General features: G+C 54.9%; 13 protein-coding genes. 6 read left to right on the forward strand and 7 right to left on the reverse strand.

From position 1 onward, the window contains the following. Positions 1-3 precede the first annotated feature (3 nt). The 3 genes from capA to QKW35_RS03960 all read left to right on the forward strand — a co-directional run bounded on the left by capA (position 4) and on the right by QKW35_RS03960 (position 4,804). On the forward strand, positions 4-2,085 hold the full coding sequence (gene capA, locus QKW35_RS03950; RefSeq protein WP_282350910.1) for a caprolactamase subunit alpha: 2,082 nt from the start codon (positions 4-6) through the stop codon (positions 2,083-2,085). 166 nt (positions 2,086-2,251) lie between these two features. Further along, positions 2,252-3,190, forward strand: coding sequence for an AraC-like ligand-binding domain-containing protein (locus QKW35_RS03955; protein ID WP_282350911.1), 939 nt, complete (start codon positions 2,252-2,254; stop codon positions 3,188-3,190). 336 nt (positions 3,191-3,526) lie between these two features. Further along, the gene (locus tag QKW35_RS03960) at positions 3,527-4,804 is read left to right on the forward strand and encodes a purine-cytosine permease family protein (RefSeq protein WP_282350912.1); all 1,278 of its coding nucleotides are present in this window, start codon (positions 3,527-3,529) and stop codon (positions 4,802-4,804) included. A 59-nt stretch (positions 4,805-4,863) separates the two neighbouring features. On the opposite strand, the gene QKW35_RS03965 is transcribed toward QKW35_RS03960, so the two are convergent. Together QKW35_RS03965 and QKW35_RS03970 are read right to left on the reverse strand one after the other, a co-directional pair. Next, entirely contained in the window at positions 4,864-5,796 is a 933-nt protein-coding gene (locus QKW35_RS03965) for a nucleoside recognition domain-containing protein (protein ID WP_282350913.1), read from the reverse strand. Positions 5,797-5,913: 117 nt separating this feature from the next. Next, entirely contained in the window at positions 5,914-6,753 is an 840-nt protein-coding gene (locus tag QKW35_RS03970) for a phosphotransferase (protein WP_282350914.1), read from the reverse strand. 82 nt (positions 6,754-6,835) lie between these two features. Between QKW35_RS03970 and thiB the strand changes: the two genes are divergently transcribed. The 3 genes from thiB to QKW35_RS03985 are packed head-to-tail and all read left to right on the forward strand — an operon-like array spanning position 6,836 to position 9,986. Next, positions 6,836-7,825, forward strand: a complete 990-nt coding sequence (gene thiB, locus QKW35_RS03975) for a thiamine ABC transporter substrate binding subunit (protein WP_282350915.1) — start codon at positions 6,836-6,838, stop codon at positions 7,823-7,825. Between the two features lie 9 nt (positions 7,826-7,834). After that, on the forward strand, positions 7,835-9,397 hold the full coding sequence (locus tag QKW35_RS03980) for an ABC transporter permease subunit (RefSeq protein ID WP_282350916.1): 1,563 nt from the start codon (positions 7,835-7,837) through the stop codon (positions 9,395-9,397). Beyond that, a complete protein-coding gene (locus QKW35_RS03985; protein WP_282350917.1) occupies positions 9,390-9,986 on the forward strand; it encodes an ATP-binding cassette domain-containing protein in 597 nt (198 codons plus the stop codon). Before QKW35_RS03980 ends, QKW35_RS03985 begins: the two co-directional genes overlap by 8 nt. Positions 9,987-10,006: 20 nt before the next feature. On the opposite strand, the gene QKW35_RS03990 is transcribed toward QKW35_RS03985, so the two are convergent. The 5 genes from QKW35_RS03990 to QKW35_RS04010 all read right to left on the reverse strand — a co-directional run bounded on the left by QKW35_RS03990 (position 10,007) and on the right by QKW35_RS04010 (position 14,834). After that, entirely contained in the window at positions 10,007-10,615 is a 609-nt protein-coding gene (locus tag QKW35_RS03990; protein ID WP_282350918.1) for a DUF3299 domain-containing protein, read from the reverse strand. 33 nt (positions 10,616-10,648) lie between these two features. Continuing rightward, complete coding sequence (locus QKW35_RS03995) at positions 10,649-11,908, reverse strand: ABC transporter permease (RefSeq protein ID WP_282350919.1); 1,260 nt, start codon at positions 11,906-11,908, stop codon at positions 10,649-10,651. After that, complete coding sequence (locus QKW35_RS04000; protein WP_282350920.1) at positions 11,905-12,606, reverse strand: ABC transporter ATP-binding protein; 702 nt, start codon at positions 12,604-12,606, stop codon at positions 11,905-11,907. Before QKW35_RS04000 ends, QKW35_RS03995 begins: the two co-directional genes overlap by 4 nt. Before the next feature lie 10 nt (positions 12,607-12,616). Further along, positions 12,617-13,348 (reverse strand): DUF2796 domain-containing protein, encoded by a 732-nt coding sequence (locus tag QKW35_RS04005; RefSeq protein ID WP_282350921.1) that lies wholly within the window; start codon positions 13,346-13,348, stop codon positions 12,617-12,619. 67 nt (positions 13,349-13,415) lie between these two features. Next, positions 13,416-14,834: an aminotransferase-like domain-containing protein gene (locus QKW35_RS04010; protein WP_282350922.1), complete on the reverse strand. Its 1,419-nt coding sequence runs from the start codon at positions 14,832-14,834 to the stop codon at positions 13,416-13,418. Positions 14,835-14,945 lie beyond the last annotated feature (111 nt).

The following is a 14,945-nucleotide window of genomic DNA, read 5'->3' on the forward strand; positions in this document are numbered from 1 at the left end:
AAGATGCGTAACAGATATCGCCTGGGTATTGATGCCGGTGGCACCTTTACCGATTTTGTACTTGCTGAAAACAACGGCTCTCTGCGGGTTTTCAAAAGCCCATCCACACCACACGACGGCACCATCGCGATCAAAGCGGGTTTAGCGCAAATCAGCGAAGCTGTGCAACGACCAATTGAGGAGATCGTGCAGGAGTGTGACCTCTGCATCAACGGCACCACCGTCGCGCTGAATGCCTTGATCGAAAAGAAAGGGGTGAAGGTTGGCCTGCTGTGTACCGAAGGGCATGAAGACAGCCTGGAAATTCGACTGGGCCACAAAGAGGAGGGATACCGTTACGAGGCAGACTTTCCACCAGCCCACATGATCGCTCCGCGTCACCTGCGCCGCCCGATTCGTGAACGCGTGACCGGAACCGGCGATGTAAATATCCCGTTGCACGAGCAGGACATCCGGGACGCGGTCAGCTATTTCAAGGAACAGGAGGTCGAGAGTGTCGCGATCTCCTTCGTCTGGGCAGTACGTAATCCCGCCCATGAGAAACGTGCCAAAGAGATCGTACAAGAGATGATGCCGGGAGTATTTGTCTGCACCGGCAGCGAGGTCTATCCCCAGGTACGAGAGTACACCCGTACATCTACTACCGTGGTTAATGCATACCTCAGCCCGGTTATGGCGCGGTATGTCCAGAAAATCGACGACTACTTCCAGTCTCTGGGCGCCAAGTCCCCCGTGCGCTACTTCCAGTCCAATGGAGGGCTGGCAATCGGCGAAGCCATGCGAGGTCGTGCTGTCAACGCAATCAACTCAGGGCCGGCCTCTGCCCCGCAGGCAGGGCTTTTTGTCGGCCAACCATTTGATATCAACAATGTGATCACCGTGGATATGGGGGGGACCTCCTTTGATATAACCCTGACCAAAGACGGCCAAACCAACCTAAATAAAAACATCGACTTCCTGCGCTACCGTATCGGTGTGCCTATGATTCAGGTGGAAACCCTCGGGGCAGGCGGCGGCTCTATCTGTCACGTCGATGAATACGGCATGCTCAATGTCGGACCGGAAAGTGCAGGCGCCAACCCAGGCCCGGTCTGTTATGGCAAAGGCGGTACCCGACCAACCGTGACCGATGCCAACCTGGTTCTGGGCTACCTTAATCCCAAAGCAGTTCTGGGTGGGACCATCCACCTGGACCGTGACGCGGCAATTCAGGCGGTCAAGGAGCATGTGGCAGATCCGCTGGGCATCTCCGTGGAGAAAGCCGCTTACGGCATCAGCACCATCGTAAACCTGAATATGGTGAACGGCATACGTCGCGTATCGATTGAACGCGGTTATGACCCCCGTGACTTCGCTCTGCTCTGTGCAGGCGGCGCAGCAGGTATGCATATCACGGCCCTGGCGGAAGAGATCGGCAGCCGCACTGTATTGGTACCCAAGGTCTCATCGGTATTCTGCGCGTTTGGTCAGATCATCTCCGACGTACGCTACAACTACCTGGCATCGGAACCGATGCGCCTGGACGACCATGCCAATCTGGAAGCCCTGAATAAAAAGTTCGACGAGCTGGAAACCCAAGGTCGGGAGCATCTGATCTCCGACGGTTTCAGCAACTCGCAGATCAGCTGCTCGCGCAGCGTGGAGATGCGGTACGTTGGCCAGATCCATGAATGCAATGTGGAGATCCATCCGGGTGAGATCACCCGCGAAAAGATAGCCTCCGTACTTGATGACTTCCATAAGCGCCACGAAGAACTCTACACCTACAGTGAACCTCACAACCCGGTCGAGTTGGTCAATATCGAGTCCACTATGGTGGGCAATGTGGAAAAACCGGAATTCATGCAAGTTGCACAGCGCGGAAGCACTGCTGCCGATGCACTGGTTGAATACCGCCCCGCTCTGTTTGATGATGACGGCCACTGGACCGACACACCGGTGTACTCAGGACCGGAATTGGATGTTGGCGTAACAATCGATGGGCCCGCAGTGGTGGAAGAACCCACCACCAACATTGTGGTACGCCCGGGTTGGCAGTTAGTGCTGGAACCCAACAACTGCTATCGCCTGACACGCATCAATTAATACAAGTTCGTCTCTGTCCCCACTGTTAGGGGGCTTAGGCCAGGCTTGCGACACAGGCCTGGCTGTTTTTTCCCCATTCCTTTGGAGACAATTGTCACTCAGACGACCAAATGGGCTTATACTGGCTCCTGATATGAACTCAAATAAAAATAAGAGAGGTGTTCATATGCACTCCAGCTTCAGTACCCATCTGCTTCCGCAGAGGGACCGGAAAACCTATTGGAAAGAGGTGATCGAGAACACCTATTTCCCACTTGAACTGACGTTTCGCGATCCCCAACATTTTCACGGCCAACTGAGCCAATGGCAGCTGGGAGAGATCGGCGTATCCCGACTCCACAGTTCTGCCACCTGTTTTAACCGAATCAAACAACAGATCGACGAATCGGAACCCTATTTCCTGATCACCATTCCCGAAAACGGCAAGGTGAGCTTCACCCAGGACAATCACAGTGTTATCTGCAATCCAGGCGCATTCATTCTCGAACGCAGTGACCTTCCTTACGAATTTAGCTTTAACCAGGAAAATGCACTGTGGGTGATTCGTGTCCCCATTTCCCTGTTGCGGCACAAACTTCGGGAGCCCGAGCGCTTCCTCTACATGGAATTCGATAAGCGTAAAGGGATCGGTGCGGTCTTCTGTGACTTTATGAAGACACTTGTCCAACAGTCCTCTTATACCGATGATGCCAGCCAGAGACTGCTGAGTAACCAGCTCATTGAGCTACTGGCCCTCAGTTTGCAAAAAGACGATCGCGTTCTGATGAGCAATGAGGCAGGACTGCGGAGCGCGCACCTTCGCAACATAGAAGACTATGTGCGCACCAACATTCAGCGCCCCGATCTGTCGCCCGATCTGATCGCTCATGCCTGCAAGATATCCACCCGCTACCTGCACAAACTGTTCAAAGACTCCGATCAAACGGTCAGCCAGTGGATAAAGGAATTACGCTTACAATCAGCACTCAACGATATCAAAGCAGAATCCAGTACCACCACACTAGCCGAAATCTCCTACCGCTGGGGTTTCAACGACCAAGCCCATTTCTGCCGCTTGTTCAAAGCACGCTTCGGCTGTTCACCACGGGAGATGCGTAACCGCTAACGCTGACCACATATCCTGAACGTCCCCCCATTCCTTTATGTCTCAGCTTTTCCGAACAAGCTGGCACGACCTTTTACGCACCGAAAAAGCCCTATCACATTGATTCCTTAATCATCAAAAACAAGGGCTCTCTCCGGCAATTATCACACGCCTCGATCTTCTAGCCTGATGGAATCCCACCGCCCCATATGGACACAGGTGGGACCTCAAACGTCCATTAATAATAAGAGAGAGATTCTTATGGCCGGAAATATAAATATAAAAAATGAAGGCTCAGATTCCATCGCGCCGTTGTCTGTTCCTGAAACGGAACGTATGAATAGAGGTTCATTGAGCATGGCATGGTGGGCAATCTGCAGTGCCATGTTCTGGTTGGTTGTTGCCGCAACGCTTGCCATGAACTTCGGCACCACCAACGCCCTGATCGGTTTGGCCCTATCCGTCGTCACATACGGATTGATCAATGCGGTTATCACCCGTTATGCCATTAAAACCGGACTCTCCGTTGCCCTGTTTTCCCGCGTGCTGTTTGGCAAGGTCGGTGCTAGCCTGGCAACTCTGATTTTCTTCGCAACCGCGATCTACTACAGCGTATTTGAAGGCTCGGTCATAGCCGTGGCCATCCAAGCCTACTTTCCTTCGCTTAGCCTTGAAATAGCCTATTTAATCGTGGTGCTTTACAGCGTCCCGCTGGTATTTGGCAGCGTGCAAACCTGGCTGGATAAGTTCAACGGCGTATTGCTGCCTTTCTATATTCTTGGTCTGATCGCCGCTGTCGCCGTCTCGATCCATCAATACGGTTACAGCGATGCCTGGCTGCATATGGGACCGGAGGGCGGGGATCCGGAAAATGGTTGGTGGAACTGCTTCACCTATTTCATGGGTGTATGGATCCTGATGATGTACACCTGGGACTACGCCCGCTTCGGGCGTGAAGATGATTCTGATTATCACGCCAAAGTGAACTTCGGCATGCCGTTTTATCTGTTCACGTTCATGGTGAATGGAGTCGTAGGCATCTTCCTGGCGGCCACCATTCCCACCGAAGGAGGTTTGTCCGAGGTATCAGTTGTACTAGCTATCCTGAAGCTGATGGGTATCTGGGGATTGCTGTTTGTCTGGGTTAGCCAAACACGCATCAACACAGCCAATTTCTATCTGGCCGCTGACAATATGAAAGCGTTTTTTGAACGCTTTGGTCTGCAGAACGTCCCCCAGTTTGTCTGGGCCATCATCGTAGGGGGCGTCGTCTATGCGTTGATGCTGATGAATGTATTCAGCTTTATTCTGCAAGCCTTGGCTTACCAGGGTATTTTTGTCGTGGCTTGGGTTGCTATCGCCCTCGCCCATATCTTTTCACCAAAATATGATCAGATGTTCGACGGGCATATCGAATGTGATCACCAACGTGTAACGTCATTTAATCCGTGCGGATTAATCGCTTGGTTCTCAGGTGCCGGTCTGGGCATCATCATTCTCAACTTTGGCAACGCGTCACTGGCACTTTTTTCAGCGCCAATCACCTTCCTGATCGCTTTCTGCGTTTATTTGATGTTGCTTAGCGGTGCCAAACATCACTGGTTTGTCCGCGACAGTGGTGCCACCAGTAGTTAGACCGATATGGGTTACTCGGTAAAAAGCCCGCTCATTTGAGCGGGCTTCATGTCTGAATATCAATAGATAAGCAGGTGGATCACACTGCGCAAAGCAATCCCCGCAAAACCGGCAATCACCGCAACCCTCGCTACATCGGCCACCCGGCTTCCCGCAGCCGCCAGCACCGCCACCCCCACAATATCCAACGGATTGGTTACCAGGCCAGCCATACGGTTCAGCTCCTGCGCGGTAATCAGCCCCTGATCCATCAGGTCCAGGGTGATCCCCATAAAGGCGGTGCCACCGGCGATATATTTGGTCACCAACGGCAGTACCGCCGCTTCCGGCAACCCCAGCAGTGCCATAAGTGGCGCCAACACGCCACTGAGCCACTCGATTACGCCGGTTTCACGCAGTCCGTTCACCAAGCAGATCGCCAGCATCAGCATCGGCAGCATCGCCAGGGTGATTTTCATCCCCTCCTGACCACCATCCGACAGGATCTGTACCACAGACTTCTTGCTGTGTGGTTCAGGATAGGTTGGCTCCTCCGCCGGGTCATTATCCTTGCTGGCCGGCATCAGAACGTAATAGGCCAACGCAGCCGAGAAGAACCCGCTGAGTAGCGAGGTGGCGATCGCAATTGGCATATCCAGCCCGACCGCCATCATCGGAAAAACCACATTCGCCTGGGACATCGGCAGCAACATTGCGAAGGTCGCAGCGATTTTGCGCTTTGCCATCGCATTGTTGTGCATCAGGCTGAGGGTCGCGACAGGTGCGGAGAAGCTCACCAGCAGCATCTTCAGCATGGCAAATACGCCGAGCCCCGGTACGCCAAACACCTTCACAAACAGTGCCAGAATTCGTGCGGATACCGCCAGGACTCCCTTCGCATCCATCAGCTTCATCAGGGCCAGCATCACGACCATTATCGGCATCAGGATATAGAGTGCCATATCGATCGCGGATCGACCGGATGCCAGTATGATTTCAACAACCTGTTCCATGCAGGTTCTCCATTACGATCTGTATGAGTGTTCCGTTACTATCCCGTAACGGGGTTGAATATCAATGTTTTGCATTGGCAAATTCACAACTGGTACGACCAAATGGGGAGGTACGTTTTACTGCTTCAACAGTTCAATCGTTTGTGTAACCAGCTGCTTCATAGAGATTTTTGTGCCCTTGAGACCGCGTATCCAGTACCAGAGCGTCTCCAGTACCCTGAGCAGCCATACAGCCCGGCGCAGTCCTCGCTGCACATCCTCCAGCTCCAGCGAAGCAACTGCAGGCAGCATCGCCAACTGTTCAGCGCGGATGCCACAGTGATGATTGAGGGCAGCCAGATCGAGCCAGGGGTTGCCGATCGCCCCATACTCCCAGTCCACGACAACCAGACGTCCAGCGTCAGTACAGAGATTGCCCGGGTGCAGATCGTGATGGACCAGAACCGGCGCCGCTTGGGGAAGAGAGTCCAGCGCCCGCAACGCGCCATCGATTAAGGTCAGTAGCGGCTGCTCCATCGGCAGGTCCTTGACCTGGGGACGAAACCCGTCAAACAGAGCCTGATAATCAATCTGCAGTACCGGGTCATCGCTGGTGATCACTTGCCACTGTGTAACGCTACCCAACAACTGACTCTGTTCGGACTCACCTAACGGTGCAGAGAGACGCTCCCCATGCCAATCCATCAGCAACCAGCCCAGGTGAGGATCATTCCACACAACATCCGGGGCCCATGGGTTGGAACCTATCAGCGTCAGGATTGCCGCTTCCCGAGCGCGATCAACCCCAAACGCCACTGAGTCCGGCGCGTTCAGCCGCAATACCAGAGAACGCTCCTCTATCCGCGTACTGAACAGCCTGTTGCTGCTCCCGCCTGCAAACGGCTGCCATTTCGGAATGGGAAGCTGATATTTGTCGCTAAGGTATTGATTGATGGAGTCGAATTCTGACACAGGCATGACGAAGGTCTATCGTTAGAGGTAAAATTCGGCGCAGTTTAACGCGCAATCCTGCCGCCGTCTCTTAACTCCCGAGGTTTCCATGAACAAAGCCCTGCGTCTGATCGGCACTCTGGTTACAGGTCTTTCCTTGTCTCAGGCTGCCAATGCAGCAGACCTGACCGTATACACCTATGACTCGTTTATCTCAGAATGGGGACCGGGCCCGCAGCTGGAGAAGGCGTTTGAGCAGCAGTGTCAGTGTGACATCGAATTCGTGGGTGCGGAAGACGGCGTAAGTATCCTTAACCGCCTGCGCATTGAGCGCGAGCAAACCAAGGCCGATGTGATTCTGGGTATCGACGATGCGCTGATGGAAGAGACCCGTGCCACCGGGCTGATTCAACCGCACCAACAGCCGCTGGACGGCCTGAAAGCGGAGCTCAACTGGTCAGACGGCTCATTTGTACCGTTCGACTACGGCTACTTCGCGTTTGTCTATGACAGCCGCAAGCTCCAGCAACCGGCCACCTCGCTGAAAGCCTTGGTGGAATCCGATGCCCAGGTAATCTACCAGGACCCGCGCACCAGCACCCCGGGCCAGGGCCTGATGATGTGGATGAAGGCCGTGTACGGCGAGCAGTCTGCAGATGCCTGGCAGCAGTTGGCGGGCCATACCGTAACCGTCACCAAAGGTTGGTGGGAAGCATACAGTATGTTCCTGAAAGGCAGCGCGGATTACGTGCTGAGTTACACCACGTCACCGGCGTACCATCTGGTTGCCGAACAAACCGGACACTACAAGGCGGCCCTGTTCAGCGAAGGCCACGTTGCTCAGATCGAGCTGGCGGCAATCACCAAAACGTCCGACAACCCGGAGCTGGCACGCCAGTTTGTCGGTTTCCTGACTTCCGACGAAGCGCAACAGATCATCCCGGTGACCAACTGGATGCTGCCGGTACGTGATGGTGTTGAACTCCCAAACGCCTTTAATCAGCTGGTGAAGCCAGCACGTATCGGTTTCAGCCCGGCAGAAATGGCCGAGCAGCGCAAAGGCTGGCTACGTGAGTGGCGCAACGCCGCGGCAAAGTAAGCACAAACCTTGAGCACCCGTACGGCCAATAATACAGGCCTTGTTGCCCTCACCCTGATCATGCTGCTGACCGGTCTGGCCTTTTATGGCCTGATCGGTTTCAGCGGTCAGGGCGCCGACTGGCAACTGCTGCACGACAACTATTTCCACTCGATCCTGCTGTTCTCGATCAAGCAGGCACTGCTGAGTACCCTGATCTCCGTGCTTCTCGCCTGGCCAGTAGCACGGGCACTGTATTACCTGCCTTCGCTGCCGTTTCAAAGCAGCTTCCTAAGCCTCTGTATCCTCTGCTTTGTAATGCCCACGTTGGTGTTGATCACCGGTCTGGTGGCGTTGCTTGGGCGGGATGGCCTGCTAACGACCATGCTGGGTGAAGGCTGGAACCTGTACGGTCTAAACGGCATTCTGATCGCCCACGTCTATCTAAACCTGCCCTTTGCCGTGCGGGTGTTATTGCAGCAACTGAACAACATTCCGGATCTGAGCTGGAAGCTGGCAACCCAGCTGAAAATGACACCCTGGCAGCGACTGCGCCGGATCGAACTGCCGATGGTACAGAGCACGCTTCTTCAGCTGGGCGGTTTTATCTTTGTACTCTGCTTTAACAGCTTTGCCGTGGTACTGGCGTTGGGTGGTGGCCCTCGGGCAACCACGCTCGAAGTTGCGATCTATCAGGCCCTGAAATACGACTTCAATATCCCCGAAGCACTGACCCTGGCCTGGACGCAACTGCTGATTGCCGGATCCCTGTTTCTGCTGATCTCCCGCCTGGGGCAGAGCAACTGGCTGGCGGTAGACACACTCACCCGCGCACACACACCCAAGCCTGGCGCCCCGATGCGTTATCTTCACCGGGGCCTCTACCTCACCACCTGGTGCTGTCTGCTGCTGCCGATGATTGCGCTGATTCCGGGACTGACCCAGAGCGACCTGAGTCGCTTTGAGCCGATAGCACTGCTACAGCCCACCCTGACCAGTATCGCCATTGCCGTGATCGCCGCGCTTGTGGCAATCCTCTTTGCCCTGATGATGCTGGCACCGATCCGCCAGACCCGTCGCTTACAACAGCGCCGCCGTGCCGTGTTACTGGAGTGGTTAGCCACCCACACTCTCGTGGCACCGGCGATGGTGATCTCCGTGGGGCTCTACGTACTGCTTTTGCCCCACTTTGATCTGGACCGCTATGGCATGGTGATGGTGTTTGTGTTGAATGCTGCGCTGGTGATCCCCTTTGCGATACAACAGCTGCGCCCGCGACTGCTGCAATACGATGCCCAGTATTATCAATTGGGTCGATCCCTCAAGCTCAGCCCCTGGCGACACTGGACGATCCAGTGGCCGTTTATCAAAGCGACCTTCATCAGCTGTTTTGCCCTGATCCTGCTGCTAGCCATCGGCGACGTGGCGATCTTCTCCATCTTTGGCAACCGCGACTGGACTACCCTGCCCTGGCTGATCTACAGCTATGCCGGCAGCTACCGGATCGCCGAAGCCTCGCTGGCTTCCATGCTGTTATTATCTATCTGTGCCCTGATCGTCTGGGCTTTTGAACGGGTACGCCACCATGCTTGAAATAAACAACCTTGTCATTCAGCGTGATGGACAGGCCCTGCACTACCAGTTAGCCGTGGCAGAAGGTGAGATCCTGGCGATTCAGGGGCGTAGCGGTGTAGGTAAATCTACGCTGCTGGGTGCCCTGGCTGGATTTGTGGACACCGAATCGGGCGATATGCGCTGGCAAGGCCAATCGCTGCTGCCGCTGGCCGCCGATCAACGTCCGGTCAGTATGCTGTTTCAGGATCACAACCTGTTCGAGCACCTGAGCGCGCTGGACAATATGCAACTTGGCTTTCCCGGCCTGGCGCCCAAAGAGGAATTGCTTGAGGCGGCTAAAGCACTGGACGTAGACGAACTCCTGCAGAAGAAACCAACGGAGTTATCCGGCGGGCAGCGCCAGCGTATCGCGATCATCCGTACGCTGCTTCGCCCGGAACCGATCGTGCTGCTCGACGAACCTTTTGCAGAACTCGACCAACATACGCGGCATCAGGCGGCAGATTGGGTAAAACGGACGGCAAAACAGGCGGGTAAAACGGTCCTGCTGGTGACCCACCAGCAGGAGGATGTAACGCAGTTGGCGGATCGTTTGTTGGTGCTCTGACCACAACGATCTCTCTCCAATCAGTTCTGCTCCTCACCCTCCACCGGTTCTGCGTAGAGTTCTTCGTACGGTTCGATTAAGAACGCCTCCAAACTGTAGCCGGAGGATGCCAGTTCGTGGGTGGTGACTTCCGTTTCCAGCTTACCGGTTACCCAGATCGCATCGTACAGATTTTCGACCTTGGTACCCGGCTCAAAACGCACATAGATAATCTGGTTGGACGGAGGCGGTGGCACGTGAATACAAGCGCCGAAGTACGGCACCAGGAAAAACTCGGTCACATTGAGGCCGTCCCCCTGCACCGGCACCACAAAACCCGGCACCTTCACCATCTTGCCATCCATCTCCGGCACCACCGGTGCTGACGCCAGTGCGGCCATCATCTGGTCCATATACTGGGTCGCGGCCGGATCAAGATCGTCCAGGGAGCTTATCTCGTCGGGATTACCCAACAACGAATCTAGCGAAAAATCTGCTGGCATCAGCTCTTCCCAGTCAAGGACCTGCACCGGTTCACCGTTGAAGGTTAACGGCTTTTCCGCAGGCTCTTCAGCTTGAGCCAGCGACACCCCAGCCAAGCTGATGGTAAGCAGGAGGATTCGAAAAGTGGATTGAAACTTGATCTGCATAGAGCGGTACCAGATGACGTAATCAGACGATGCTCAGATACGAATTGTCATACCATCAGCAACGGAATAGCGGTAGGCCCGGTAGCCCGGAATTAATCCTACCAACGTACCACAGACAACAACCAGCCCAAGGAGTTTCCATTGATAGATGCTCGGTGGTGTTAAAGGTATGAATACGCCGATATGACTTTCGAGAATTGGCTGCGCCAGGACGATGCCACCGTACAGCAGAGATATCCCGAATCCTACCCCCATTAAAGTCAGTAACGCAGACTCCAGCGTAAGCAGCAACAGGATCTGCCAGGCTCGCGCGCCCACCGAGCGCAGAATCGCCATCTCACGGCGTCGCTCGTTAAGGCTGGTCAGGATCACAGTCAGCATTCCCACCAGTCCGGCGACTACCACAATGGCGGACACCAGCATCAACGCTTTTTCGGCGATGCCCACCATATCCCACAGCTGTTGCAGAGCTACGCCGGGCAGAATCGCCAGCATCGGCTCTTTACGGTAGTTGTTGATGGAGCGTTGCAGATGAAACGTGGCCACCTTGGACTTCATGCCCACCAGGAAAGCGGTGATCTGTTTGGGTTGCAACTCCACCCGAGCGGCTTCTTCAGCGGAAACGTTCGTACCCGGAATACGCACTCCCGCTTTCCAGTCGATATGGATCGCTTCCAGCGCCTCTAAGCTCAAATGTAAGGTGCGATCCACTGGCGTACCGGTACGTTCCAGAATGCCGACTACACGGAAAGGTTTATCTTCGTGTTTGCTGAAGCTGGCATTCCCTATGCCATGGGCAACGACGATTTCACTACCGATCTTATAACCCAGCTTGTCGGCGACCTCGGCCCCTAGCACCACGTCATACAAGTCTTCAAAACGGCGTCCCTCTTCGAAGCGTAGCAGGTGACGGTTACCGTAACGATAGTGGTCAAAATAATGCTCGGTGGTACCCAACACCCGATACCCCCTGTGGGAATCCCCCAGCGAGATAGGCACGGTCCAGGCGACCTGTTTATGGTTTTTCACCAGCTCATAACTTTGCCACGAGACATTGCTGGTCGCATCGCCGATACGAAAGATCGAGTAGAGCAGTAACTGAATCTGGCCACTACGCGCGCCCACGATCAGGTCCGTCCCTGACAGGGTGTTGGCAAAACTGTTGCGTGTTTCGGTGCGAACCTTTTCCACACCCAGAAACAGCATCACACTGAAACCGATCGTAATAAGCGTCAGCAAGGCCGTGGTGCGACGGTGCCACAGCGAGCGGGCAGTGAGTCGGAGCAAAATCATTGCTTGCTCCCGTTCTGATTGAGGTGGTGCAGATCGATCACCCGGTCGAAGTGATCGTGCAGGCCTGGATCATGGCTGACAAACATCAACGTGCTTTCCTGCAGTTCACATTCGTGCAGCAGCAGTTCGATGAAGCGATCTCGATTGTTCACATCCAGCGCGGAGGTTGGCTCATCGGCGATCACGATCTCCGGCGAGCCGATCAAGGCACGCGCCACCGCCACGCGCTGCTGCTGCCCCATGGAGAGGTCCGTGACCGGACGGCGCAGCAGTTCATCGTGACCCAACTCGAGGTGATCCAACAAACGGCAGGCGGATTCATCCACCGTACCGTCCCGTAAGATCGCCTTGTCTTTGCGGCCGTGGGAGAAACGGCACGGCAGCGTGACGTTCTCCAACACACTGAGGTAAGGCAGCAGGTTGAACATCTGAAAGACAAACCCGATGTGGTTGGCCCGAAACGCATCACGCTGGGTTTTACTCAGCGCACGCAGGGTAATATCCAGCAAGTGAACACCACCGGCATCGGGCTCAAGTACTCCTCCGATCAGGTTCAGCAGGGTGCTTTTGCCACTCCCTGACGCTCCCTGCAGGAATACACGTTCGCCGCGGTCCACCCTTAGCTTATCGATATCCAACAGGGTTTTGCCCGGTTTCCAGCCAAACTTCAGGTGTTCCAGCTCTATGGCTGCCTGCACTCCAACCTCCTTAGAAATCTACGCGGTAACTGCGTGCGGTCAGCGTTTCACCCTGCTGCACACGTGGTGTAATCAGCTGCAGATTCAGCTTTTCGAGGGCCGGAAAGACTTTAAACAGACCCACTTCCAGACTGTTTAGCTTTTCTGGCGCACTACACTGGTAATAGTAGTGCACACTCAGATCACTGTGAGTATCTTCTTCACCTGCGTGATGTGCGTGCTCCTGATGCGTATGGTGATCATCGTAATCGGCATGCTTATCGTGATGAGCCTGCTCATGTTCATCTTTGCCGCGATCTTCATGGGCGTGATGATTACCATGCTTGGCGTACTTCTCTTCATGATGCTCGTGCCCAACGTGTTCCTCGTGGTGATACCCGTCTTCCGACCCCAGCTCCAGTTCTACACGGCCCAGGCGGCAATCTGCTGCGGGGGTCAGCACAAACAACTGATCTGCTTTCTGCAGGGTACGCTGAGCCTCACGCGCCTGGCTCAATTGCCCTTCATTACGTGGGGCATGCTCAAAGCCATATACGTTAGCCGCCGGTGTGTGAAATTCCAGTTCCAGGAATTTACCATCCAGTGCCATATTCAACGACGCTATACCGTGCACGTGTGTACCCAATGAGCCACCGTGGTGATCGTCAAGATCGTCCAGTCCCTGCGCCTGTACCGTAGCCGCCACCAAAGACAACATCACCCCGGATACAAATGCCTTCTGTTTCTGTCTGATCTGAGCCATACCCCCCTCCACAACTCTGTTAATAAAAGGATAAGCGAAGCCTAGATGATATAATATAACATTTCAATTACCCCGTATAAGCATCCTGCAAGATCCCACCCAGCACCTGCAGTGCCAGAATACGCTCCTCACTCCAGGGGTGCGCATAACTTACGCGCAGGCAGTTTCTGAACTGATTGGAGGCGGTAAACAAAGCTCCGGGGGTAATCAGCACATCTCGCTCGCGCGCCCGGGCATAGACCTTCATCGAGTCGATCTGTTCCGGTAACTGCAACCATAACGTTAGCCCGCCTTGAGGCACCGGAGTCACACAAGGCACCCGCCACTCATTCTGAACAAAGCTGATCACTTCATCCCGCTGCGCCTGAAGGTTGGGTACGTAACGGCGCAAATGGCGATCATAGCCCCCCTCTTCCATAAACCCGGCCAGGCCTTGCTGCACATAACGGCTGGTTGCCAGAGATGTGACCAGTTTCAGCCGCTGAATCTCCGGCTGCCATTGCCGGGAGATCACCCAACCAACACGAACATCGCGGGACAGCGTCTTAGAGATAGAACCGCACAATAACACCCGACCGGTCCGATCCAGTCCCTGCAGAGGAGAGACCGGATGGTCAAAGGCAAGTTCGCGATAGATATCATCTTCGACGATATGAAAATCATGCTGCTCCGCCAGTGCCAACAACCGTTTACGATTTTCCAGCGGCATCAACGCCCCGGTTGGCGTCGCATAGGAAGGCGTCACAACACAGGCTTTTAGCGGCCACTTTCCCGCCACCTGTGCCAATACATCCAGATCCATCCCGGTTTGCGGATCACTGGGAATCTCCAGCGCTTTCAAACCCAGTGCCTCCAGCAACTGCAGCACACCATAGAACCCGGGCGATTCCACCGCCACCAGATCCCCGCGCTGGCACAGCGTCATCAGGACAAAACACAACGCCTGCTGACAGCCTGCCGTGATCGTAAAGTCCTCCGCTTCCACCTGGCAGCCCTGGCGCTTGTAGCGACGCGCCAGCACTTCACGCAGCTGCTGGTTTCCCGCCGGCTCATCATAATACTGATGCAAGCCTTTCTGGCGGCGCAACTCCCGCGCTACGGTGCGGTTCAACTGCAACAAGCCCGGTGTCAGCGGATCCCGGTTGCCGGCACTCGGTGAAATATCAAAGGCGGCACTGCGACACATCAGCTCCTGGGTTACCGCATTAACGGAAACCGGCACTGGCGCTGGCGCTTCAGCCGCCGGTGCAGCCGCAACTTTCATCGGTTTGTATTGGGCACGTACAAAGAAACCGGCTTTCGGCCGGGACTCAATCAAACCTCGGGCTTCCAGACGATTCAGCGCATGCATCACCGTGGTTTTCGATAAACCATGGCTCTGCACAAGCGTGCGTATCGAGGGGAGCCGATCACCCGCTTGCCAGCGCCCCTGTTCGATCTCTTCAGCGATGCCCTGCTCCAGTGAGCGGTACAAAAAACGGCCCATTGAACAATCTGTACCCTAAAAAGTTTATTTTTTTATACCTGTTCCTATTTTGGCATCGGTATAGAGTAACGCACAAGTAAAACCAGAGGCCGTCGAGACGCACTCAGGACC

Origin of the sequence: Pontibacterium granulatum (genome assembly GCF_029961155.1) — a bacterium.
In the GTDB taxonomy this organism is placed as follows: Bacteria; Pseudomonadota; Gammaproteobacteria; order Pseudomonadales; family Balneatricaceae; genus Pontibacterium; species Pontibacterium granulatum.